Here is an 8994-nt window from a genome sequence, read left to right as displayed (position 1 = left end):
CTCGCGCCGACGCCGGAGCCCGCGCCCGCGCCGGCTGCGGCCCCGGCGCGCCCGCTCGCCCCGACCGTCGGGCCGGACCCGGTCGACGACCCGCACTGGCTGCCGTTCAGCCGGATCCGCAAGGTGACCGGTCAGCGGATGCTGCTCTCGGCGCAGACGATCCCGCAGGTGACCACCGTGATGCAGGTGAGCTACGAGAACGTCTTCCGGGCTCGCCGGCAGTACGGCGCGGCGTTCCGCGACCGGACCGGGCAGTCCCTGACGTACCTGCCCTTCGTCTCGATGGCCGTGATCCGTGCCATCGAGGAGTTCCCCCACGTGAACGCGTCCGTGGTCGGCGACGGCCTGCGCGTGCACCCGGCCGTCCACCTCGGCATCGCCGTCGACCTGGACTTCCAGGGGCTGATGGTGCCGGTCGTCCGAGGGGCACAGGAGCTGCGGATCGAGGCGCTCGCCACGCGGACAGCGGACCTGGCCACCCGGGCCCGCGCGCGCCAGCTCGGCCATGACGAGCTGACGGGGAGCACGTTCACGATCACGAATCCGGGCGGGTACGGAACGCTCGCGGGCACCCCCCTGGTCAATCCTCCGGAGGTCGCCATCCTCTGCGTCGAGGGGATCTCGGAGCAGCCGGTCGTGGTCACGACCACCGACGGCACCAAGTCGATCGCGATCCACCACGTCGGCCACCTGTCGCTGTCGTGGGACCACCGGGCGATGGACGGTGCCTACGCCGCGGCCTTCCTCGCCAAGATCAGGTCTGAGCTCGAGACGCGGGACTGGGCGGCGCTGCTCAGGCCCTGACCCGGCGAGGGCTCCTGCGCCCGACGGAGGCGCGCCAGTCGGGGTCAGCGCGCCGTGAAGCCCCCGTCGACGGGGAGGAAGGCCCCGGTGATGAACCGGGCTTCCTCAGAGAGGAGGAACCAGATCGCCGAGGCGATCTCCTCGGGCTCGGCCACCCGGTTGAAGGCATGTCTGGCGGCCAGCTCCGCGCTGCGCTCGGCCATCGGATGAGCAAGAAGGGGCGTGTCGGTGTAGCCGGGGCCGACCGCGTTGATGCGGATCCCGTCCCCGGCGTACTCCCATGCCGCGGCTTTGGTCATGCCCACGACGGCATGCTTGCTGGCGACGTACGCAGCAGCGAGCGGCGACCCGACGACTCCCATGATGGAAGCCACGTTCACGATGGCGCCGCGTATCCCGGCCGCACGCATCGCGTTGATCTCGGCCCGCAGGGAGAGGAAGACGCCATCGGCGTTGACTGCCATCACCCGTCGCCACTCGTCGACCGGGGTCTCCGCCAGCGCAAGTCTGGCACCGAGGACTCCCGCGCTGTTGACCGCGCCATCGATACGACCGAATCGGTCCACGACGCCAGCGACGAGGTGGTCGACCTGACTCCCGTCGGTGACGTCCACCTCGAGACCCAGGTGGCCGTCGCCGAGCTGGGCGGCCGTCGCGTCGACAGCTCCCCGGTCGAGGTCTGCTACGACGACGGTCCACCCTCGACGGGCCAGGTGGCGGGCACAGGCGAGGCCGATCCCGGACGCCCCGCCGGTGACCAGCGCGACGGGCTTGCCGGTGGTGACCACTAGCCGACCCGGGGCACCTGCCGGAGGAGGTCGTACTCCGGCTCCTCGGCACCGAGGAACACCGTCGTGTACTCGAACCCCTTGTCGCCGTAGGGCGCGCCGCTGTACTCGATCGGCGCGTCGATGACCGACGCCCGGTAGGCGTCCCAGTCGCGGAAGACCAGCTCGGTCACCCGCACCCACTGGTTGAGGAACTCGGCGGGCCGGCTCTTGGTGCCCATCGGCGCGGTCAGCGCGCGCCAGGTCTTGTAGGAGACCAGGCCGTGCTCGGCCATCTGCTTCGCCTCCTGGGTGTGCGTGCCGAGGTACCAGCGCTCACCGTCCGCGACCGGCACCCCCTCGGGGTACTTGATCAGGTAGACCCAGCGGATCACCGTGTCAGCTCCTTCGTCGCTCGGCGCCTCACCACTTGGCGAGGTCACGGACCGTCGAGACGATCTCGTCGGTCTGGGGGTAGCAGAACGGCTCCAGCGCCATGTTCTGCGGGATCGGGTTGTCGGTGCCGGCGAGCCGCTTCACGGGCGCGTCGAGCAGCTCGAAGAGCTCGTCCGCTGCCCGCGCCGCGATCTCGGCACCCGGCCCGGCGGTGAGCGACGCCTCGTGCAGGACCAGGAGCCGCGACGTCTTGCGGACCGAGGCAGCGACCGTCTCCATGTCGAAGGGCACCAAGGTCCGAGGGTCGACGACCTCGACGCTGACCTGCTCGCGCTCGAGGATCTCGGCGGCCTCGAGCGCGGCCGGCACCATCGCGGACCAGGCGACGATCGTGACGTCGGTGCCCTCGCGCGCGACCGTGCCCTGCCCGAACGGCACGAGCAGCTCAGGATCCGGGTCGACGACGCCCTTGTTGCGGTAGAGGCGCCGGTTCTCGAAGTAGATGACCGGATTGTCGTCGCGGATCGCCGACTTGAGCAGGCCCTTGGCGTCCGCCGGGTTGGACGGTACGGCGATCTTCACCCCGGGCGTGTGCCAGTAGTGCGCCTCGGGGGACTGGGAGTGCTCGGCGCCGACGCCACCCTGGATGCCGCAGGGTGCACGGACGACCATCGGGACCGTCAGCCGGCCGCCGTGCATGTAGCGCCACTTCGCCATCTTGTGGAAGCTCTCGTCGCCGGCCAGCAGCAGGAAGTCCGCGAACTGGACCTCGGCGATCGGGCGCATCCCGCCGATCGCCGCGCCGACGGCGCCACCGACGACGAGGTGCTCGACGATCGACACGTCGCGAACGCGCTCGGCACCGTACTTGTCGAACAGACCCCGGGTCAGGCCGAAGACGCCGCCCATCCGGCCGACGTCCTGTCCTATGAGGAAGACGGTCGGGTCGCGCTGCATCTCCTCGTCGATCGCGTGGTTGATCGCCCAGGCGTAGGTGATCGGCTTGGTCTCGGTCATGCCCACAACCCTTCGTGGATGCGCGAGCCGTCGGGGAACGGCGACTGTCGGGCAGCGGCGTCCGCTGCGGTCATCTCGGCTCGGGCCTCCTCGCGGATCTGGGCGAGGGCGGCCGGGTCCTCGCCGAGCTCGGTGAGGCGTGCGCCGGCGAGGTCGAGCGGGTCGCGGGCCTTGGCGGCAGCGACCTCGTCGCGGTCGCGGTAGGGCTGCATGTCGCCGGTGTAGTGGCCGTCGATCCGCTGGGTCTTGGCCTCGATGAACGCCGGTACGCCATTGCGCGCCTGGGTCACCGCCTCCCGTGCGGCCTCGTAGACGGCCAAGGCGTCCTGGCCGTCCACCACCTGCGTGTGGAAGCCGAGAGCTCGGGCACGAGGCGCGATGTCGCTGGTCCCCTGGACGTCCTGGACGCGGGCCGAGACGGCCCAGCCGTTGTTCTCGCAGACCCACACGACCGGTAGCCCCCAGGCCTTGGCCGTCACGCCGGCCTCGAGGAAGGTGCCACGCGCAGACGCCCCGTCTCCGAAGAACGCGCAGGCGACCTTGGTCTGACCGAGCGACTTGCTCGCCATCGCCAGGCCGGCCGACAGGGTGAAGCTGCTGCCGAGCGTGCCACCTTGGCCCATGATCCCGAGCTCGGGGTCGACGCAGTGCACGGTGCCGGCGCCGAGACCCCGGGTGCTGCCGACGACGCGGCCGTGGAAGTCGCCGAGGATCTCCACCGGGTCCATGCCCTTGGCGGTGAGGTAGGTGAGGCCACGGTGGGCGTAGAGCAGGTAGTCGTCTCGCTCGAGCGCTGCGCACACCGCGGCCTGGACACCCTCCTGCCCGCGTCCCGGGTGGAAGAAGCCCCGGAACGAGCGTTCCTGCACCAGCTGGTGGACCACGTCCTCGAGCGCCCGCCCGCGCGCGATCTCGCGGTAGAGACGCAGCAGCATCCCTCGCTCATCGGTGACCCGGGTGTCCGAGCTGACCGCTGTCATGGCCTGACGACCACCTTTCCTGCTCGAGGATCGGACGCGGCGACCTCCATCGCCTCGTCGAAGGACGTGAGGGAGAACTCGTGGGTGACCGCACGCCCGAGGCGGGCCCGGCCGGTCGCGACCAGCTCGGCGGCGGCGGCGAAGTCGTCCTCCTGGTAGCCGAAGGAGCCACGCACCCAGCGGTCCGCGGGCAGGTCGAGGTCCCGGTGCGTGACGCCGACGAGGACCATGGACGCTCCCGGAAGGGTCGAGCCGACGACCGCCTGCAGGGCGGCCGGGACGCCGGTGGCGTCGAGCACGACGTCGACGCTCCCTGGAGCCAGCTCTGCGGCGCCCGCGACCACGGCGTCCGCGCCGAGCGCGGCGGCGAGGTCGCGGCGCACGTCCCGGGGCTCGGCCACGACGGTCGTCGCCCCGGACAGGCGAGCGGCCGTGAGCAGGCAGAGCCCGATCGAGCCGGCGCCGACGACCAGGACTCGACGGCCGGCGACCGGGCCGGCGAGACGTACGGCGTGCAGCGCGACGGCCAGCGGCTCGACCCAGATCGCGTCCCGGACGTCGGTCGCGGCCGGCAGCACGAACACGTCGACGCCAGGGCTCGGGTCCGGGACACGCACGTGGGCGGCGTACCCGCCGGGCAGGCCGAAGCTGAGGCTCAGCTCGGCGGTGCCGGAGCAGAGATGGATGTCGCCGCGGCGGCAGTACCAGCACCGGCCGCACGACCGCATCGGACGGACGACGAGGCGGTCACCGACCGCGACCCGACACCCCACCCCCGCGGCGACGACGGAGCCGACGAACTCGTGCCCCATCACCTGCCCGGGCGATACGTAGGCACCCTCGCGGTAGCTGGCGACGTCGGAGCCGCACACGCCACAGCCCTCGACGGCGATGACGGCGTCGGTGGGCCCCGGCTCGGGCACCGGGCGCTCATCGAGGTCGACGCGGCCGGGCCCCTGGAAGACGACGGAGACGCTCATCAGTGCATCTCCTGCCCGCCGGTGACGTTGATCGCCGCACCGGTGACGAACGCCGCGTCCTCGGACGCGAGCCACGAGACGCACGACGCGATCTCGTCCGGCTGCCCGAACCGCCCGAGCGGGATCGCCTTGGTGACGCGACTGCGGTAGCGCTCCTTCTCCATGCCGAACCGCCGCGCGTAGACCTCCATCAGGCCGCCCGGCAGGTCGAGCAGGGGTGTGTCGATGGTGCCCGGGCAGACCGCGTTCACGGTGATGCCGTGCGGACCGAGCTCGTGCGCGAGCGACTGGGTGAGACCGATCGCGGCGAACTTCGCGGCCGAGTAGGCGGCCAGCAGCGGCATGCCGCTCTTGCCTGCCTGCGAGGCGATCGTGATGATCCGACCGCCGGCACCGCGCTCGACGAAGTGACGGGCGGCCGCTCGGGAGCACAGGAAGACCCCCGTCGCCATCACGTCGAGGTTGAGCTGCCAGTCCGCCAGCGACATGTCGACGACCTCACCGAGGCCGCCACCGACGCCGGCGTTGTTGACCAGCACGTCGAGCCGGCCGTGCTCGGCGACGACGGAGGCGATCATCGCGTCCACCTCGGCCTCGTCGCGGACGTCGCAACGGATCCCGGTCACCGGGCCGAGCTCGCCGAGCTCGTCGATCGTGCGATCGAGCTCCGACGCCGATGGCACCTCGTAGTCCGGGTTGTCGGGCATGCGCGCGCCGAGGTCGCTCATCACGACGGTGCAGCCGTCGGCCAGCAGCCGCTCGGCGATCGCTCGGCCGATCCCGCCCGGGCGTCCGGCGCCGGTCACGAGCGCGACGTGCGGCCGCTCCGACCCACTCACGCCGCCACCCGTTCCCGAGTACGCCGCCCGAGCTCGGCCAGCAGCGGCGACTCCGCGGCCCGAGTCGCCATGTCGAGCGTCGGGACGATGGTCAGCTCACGCTGCACCAGCGCTGTCATCGGGATCGGCACCCGCACCGGCACGGGGCTCACGACCGCGCCGCCGCGGCGAACCAGCAGCCCGGCGAGTCGCAGGTCACCGTCGAGGGTGACGACCACGTCGCTCGGGCGGCCGGACGGGCTGGTGCGGAGGGCGGTCGACAGGCGACGTACCTCCTCGCGACCGCGCTCGTGGTCGTGCGGCTCGACAACGGAGACGTCCGGCAGGCCAGCCAAGCACGCGCTGACGACGTCACGCACGACACCGCTGCCGACCAGGCCGATCCGCGGGCCGGCGCTCGACCGGGCGAGCGCCTCCACCGTGCGGATCGCCGCGGCACACGCCGCCAGATCGGGCTCGTCCACCGCGCCGGACCAGCGCACGGCCACGGCCCCCGGTCCGGGCGAGAGGCAGTGGTCAGCGCGTCCGTGCCGACACGGCGGGCAGGCACCGCATGCGCCACTGAGCAGCTCCACGGCGTCACCGTCCGCACGGACACTGATGGAGGCCGAGACGGCCAGCGTCATCCGGTCACACCCCCTGCCGGCGCATGGAGACGGCTCCGGAGTGGAAGACCGCGACGATGAGGATGACGCCCTTGACGATGTACTGCCAGAACGTCTCGGCGCCCATGATCGACAGGCCGTTGTTGATCACGCCGAGCAGCAGGACGCCGACCAGCGTGCCGAACATGTGGAACCGCCCGGGCCGCAAGGTCGCGGCGCCGATGAAGGCCGCTGCGAACGCGTCGAGGAGATAGACCGAGCCGACGCCGTACGGCCGACCGGCGCCGATGATCGCGTCGGCGACCGTGCCGCCGAGGACCGCGCACACCGCGGAGATCGAGAGCGCCAGGATCGCGTAGTATCGGATGCGGACGCCGGCCAGGCGCGCGGCGATCGGGTTGCCGCCGATCGCGTACATGTGCCGGCCCATCTGCGTGCGCTCGAGGAAGAACCAGAGGACCACCATGACCACGGCCATGATCACGACCGGTGCTGGGATCGGACCCAGCTTGGCCTGTCCCAGGTCGAGGATCTGGAACGGGATGCCCACCTGCACGGTGGCGGTATCGGAGTAGCCGAGCGCGATGCCGTCCAGGATCGAGGCCGTCGCGAGCGTGGCGATGAACGCCGACACCCCGAGATAGCTAACGATCACCCCATTGGCCACGCCGATGGCGATCGCAGCGAGGAGCACGACGAGCAAGACGCCGTACGGCCCCAGACCGAAGGCTCCCTCGGCACCCCACCTGAGGGCGAGATAGCCACCCAGAGTCGCGATCGAGCCGATGCTCAGGTCGAACAGGCCCATGGTGAGGCAGACCGTCAGGCCCGCCGCCAGGATCGCCAGGATCGAGACCTGGTTGAGGATGTTGATGAAGTTCCGGCTGTTGGCGAACGCGTCGCCCTCCTTCAGCGAGAAGAACACCACCAGGAGGACGAGACTGCCGACCGTCCCCCACCTGCTGACGATTCCAACCACGTCGAGGCGCGCCTTCGGCGCCGCTGCGACCGATGCACTCATGAGACCGTTTCCTTCTGCTTGGGGGTGTGTTCGGCGGGTGGCTGGAGCGCGTAGCGGACGATCGCGTTCTCGTCGATCTCGGAGCCGACCAGCTCGGCGACCACGCGGCCCCGGTGGAACACCAGGACCCGGTCGCACACGCGCTGGTACTCCTCGGCCTCGGACGAGGTGAAGACGACGGCCGCGCCTTCGCGTGCGCGCTCGCGGATGATGTTGTAGATCTCGGCCTTCGCGCCGATGTCGACGCCCGCGCAGGGGTCGATGAAGACGTAGCCCGCGAAGTCCTCGAGGAGCCAGCGAGCGATCACGACCTTCTGCTGGTTGCCGCCGCTGAGAGTCGAGACGTTCTGCTGTGGCCCACTCGCCTTCACGCGGAGCGACTGCATGGCCTCAGCCACCGCCCGCCGCTCGCGCCCCGCCCGGACCGTGCGCGAGACGGGGTCGGTGAGGAACCGACCCGAGGAAGCGAGGCTGATGTTCTCCCGGATGGTGAACCCCGGGAGCAGCGCCTCGCGATGACGGTCCTTCGGGATGGACGCGATGCCGGCGCGGATCGCCCGGCGGGGAAGGCCCAGGCGGACCTCCTCGCCGCGAACCAGCACGGTTCCGCTGGACGGCCGCGCTGCGCCCGACAGCACGGTCGCGACCTCCTCGGCACCCGAGCCGGTGAGACCGGCCAGGCCGACCACCTCGTGCTCGTGCGCCACGAATGCGACGTCCGTGCACGGCTCGACGGCGAGGTCGCGGACCTCGAGCAGGGGTCGGCCGCGCGCCGGTCCGCTGGACTGCTCCGCCCGGTGGGGCACCTTGTCTCCCACGATCGCGTCGAGGATCGCCGGCTGGTTGTCGGCCGGCGCCTCCCACGTGCCGATCCGGCGACCGGAGCGCAGGACCGTCACGCGGTCGACGAGGCGGAACACCTCGCCGAGACGGTGCGACACATACACGAACGCCGTGCCTCGACTGGCCAGTGCGCGGATCTGGCCGAACAGGATGTCGGTCTCCTCCGCGGAGAGCGCCGTGGTCGGCTCGTCCAGGATCACGAGCTTCGCGCGGGAGTGCAGCGCCTTCGCGACCGCGACCATCGCGCTCTGGTGCGGCCGGAGGGACGCGACGAGAGTGCGCGGGTCGAGGTCGAGGCCGACCTCGTCGAGCATCTCCTTCACCCGGCGGCGTTCCGCGCGCGGTCGCACGAGGAACGAGGAGGAGGTGCCGATCGCCAGGTTCTCGGCGATCGACAGCGGCCCCACGAGGTTGGACTGCTGGTGGATGATGCTGATGCCCAGCGCATGAGCGTCCTTGGCCGAACGGAGGCTCACCTCCTCTCCGGCGACACGGATCTCGCCGGAGGTGGGGCGGATCACCCCGCCGACGCACTTGATCAGCGTCGACTTGCCGGCACCGTTCTCGCCGAGGAGACCGTGGATCTCCCCCGGCCGCACCTCGAACGCAGCACCGTCGAGCGCCCGCTGCCCCGGGTAGTCCTTGACCAGGTCACGTACGTCGAGGACCGGCACCGCGCCCGCAGTGTCGAGGCCGCTCACCGTGTTGTCCATCGTCGGCGTGTCTCCTTCCGTCCCCGGGG

At 71.3% G+C, this 8994-nt stretch carries 10 protein-coding genes; 1 reads left to right on the top strand and 9 read right to left on the bottom strand.

Annotated elements, in window-relative coordinates:
- On the top strand, positions 1-804 hold an 804-nt coding region (locus QMC84_RS21520), incomplete at its 5' end, for a 2-oxo acid dehydrogenase subunit E2 (RefSeq protein WP_300378553.1).
- Between the two features lie 44 nt (positions 805-848).
- Here QMC84_RS21520 and QMC84_RS21515 read toward each other — a convergent pair.
- The 9 genes from QMC84_RS21515 to QMC84_RS21475 form a co-directional block, all read right to left on the bottom strand.
- On the bottom strand, positions 849-1592 hold the full coding sequence (locus QMC84_RS21515; RefSeq protein WP_300378551.1) for an SDR family oxidoreductase: 744 nt from the start codon (positions 1590-1592) through the stop codon (positions 849-851).
- Positions 1592-1966, bottom strand: a complete 375-nt coding sequence (locus QMC84_RS21510) for a hypothetical protein (RefSeq protein ID WP_300378549.1) — start codon at positions 1964-1966, stop codon at positions 1592-1594. Before QMC84_RS21510 ends, QMC84_RS21515 begins: the two co-directional genes overlap by 1 nt.
- A gap of 28 nt (positions 1967-1994) precedes the next feature.
- The gene (locus QMC84_RS21505; RefSeq protein WP_300378547.1) at positions 1995-2984 is read right to left on the bottom strand and encodes an alpha-ketoacid dehydrogenase subunit beta; all 990 of its coding nucleotides are present in this window, start codon (positions 2982-2984) and stop codon (positions 1995-1997) included.
- The gene (locus tag QMC84_RS21500; RefSeq protein WP_300378545.1) at positions 2981-3964 is read right to left on the bottom strand and encodes a thiamine pyrophosphate-dependent dehydrogenase E1 component subunit alpha; all 984 of its coding nucleotides are present in this window, start codon (positions 3962-3964) and stop codon (positions 2981-2983) included. The genes QMC84_RS21505 and QMC84_RS21500 overlap by 4 nt, the downstream gene beginning before the upstream one ends.
- Entirely contained in the window at positions 3961-4944 is a 984-nt protein-coding gene (locus QMC84_RS21495; RefSeq protein WP_300378543.1) for an alcohol dehydrogenase catalytic domain-containing protein, read from the bottom strand. Before QMC84_RS21495 ends, QMC84_RS21500 begins: the two co-directional genes overlap by 4 nt.
- On the bottom strand, positions 4944-5783 hold the full coding sequence (locus tag QMC84_RS21490; protein WP_300378541.1) for an SDR family NAD(P)-dependent oxidoreductase: 840 nt from the start codon (positions 5781-5783) through the stop codon (positions 4944-4946). The genes QMC84_RS21495 and QMC84_RS21490 overlap by 1 nt, the downstream gene beginning before the upstream one ends.
- Positions 5780-6247, bottom strand: a complete 468-nt coding sequence (locus tag QMC84_RS21485) for a hypothetical protein (RefSeq protein ID WP_300378539.1) — start codon at positions 6245-6247, stop codon at positions 5780-5782. The genes QMC84_RS21490 and QMC84_RS21485 overlap by 4 nt, the downstream gene beginning before the upstream one ends.
- Before the next feature lie 166 nt (positions 6248-6413).
- Positions 6414-7409: an ABC transporter permease gene (locus tag QMC84_RS21480; protein ID WP_300378537.1), complete on the bottom strand. Its 996-nt coding sequence runs from the start codon at positions 7407-7409 to the stop codon at positions 6414-6416.
- A complete protein-coding gene (locus tag QMC84_RS21475; protein WP_300378535.1) occupies positions 7406-8965 on the bottom strand; it encodes a sugar ABC transporter ATP-binding protein in 1560 nt (519 codons plus the stop codon). The genes QMC84_RS21480 and QMC84_RS21475 overlap by 4 nt, the downstream gene beginning before the upstream one ends.
- Positions 8966-8994: the final 29 nt, after the last annotated feature.

The organism is Nocardioides sp., from assembly GCF_030019515.1.
Lineage (GTDB): Bacteria > Actinomycetota > Actinomycetes > Propionibacteriales > Nocardioidaceae > Nocardioides.
Note: the sequence above shows the minus strand (reverse complement) of the source record. Positions and strands in the feature narration are given on the sequence as shown.

What these genes read in the sequence shown, in the direction of transcription:
- QMC84_RS21500 (WP_300378545.1), bottom strand. Translation starts at nt 3,964, where the DNA reads ATGACAGCGGTCAGCTCGGACACCCGGGTCACCGATGAGCGAGGGATG.
- QMC84_RS21480 (WP_300378537.1), bottom strand. Translation starts at nt 7,409, where the DNA reads ATGAGTGCATCGGTCGCAGCGGCGCCGAAGGCGCGCCTCGACGTGGTT.
- QMC84_RS21495 (WP_300378543.1), bottom strand. Translation starts at nt 4,944, where the DNA reads ATGAGCGTCTCCGTCGTCTTCCAGGGGCCCGGCCGCGTCGACCTCGAT.
- QMC84_RS21475 (WP_300378535.1), bottom strand. Translation starts at nt 8,965, where the DNA reads ATGGACAACACGGTGAGCGGCCTCGACACTGCGGGCGCGGTGCCGGTC.
- QMC84_RS21505 (WP_300378547.1), bottom strand. Translation starts at nt 2,984, where the DNA reads ATGACCGAGACCAAGCCGATCACCTACGCCTGGGCGATCAACCACGCG.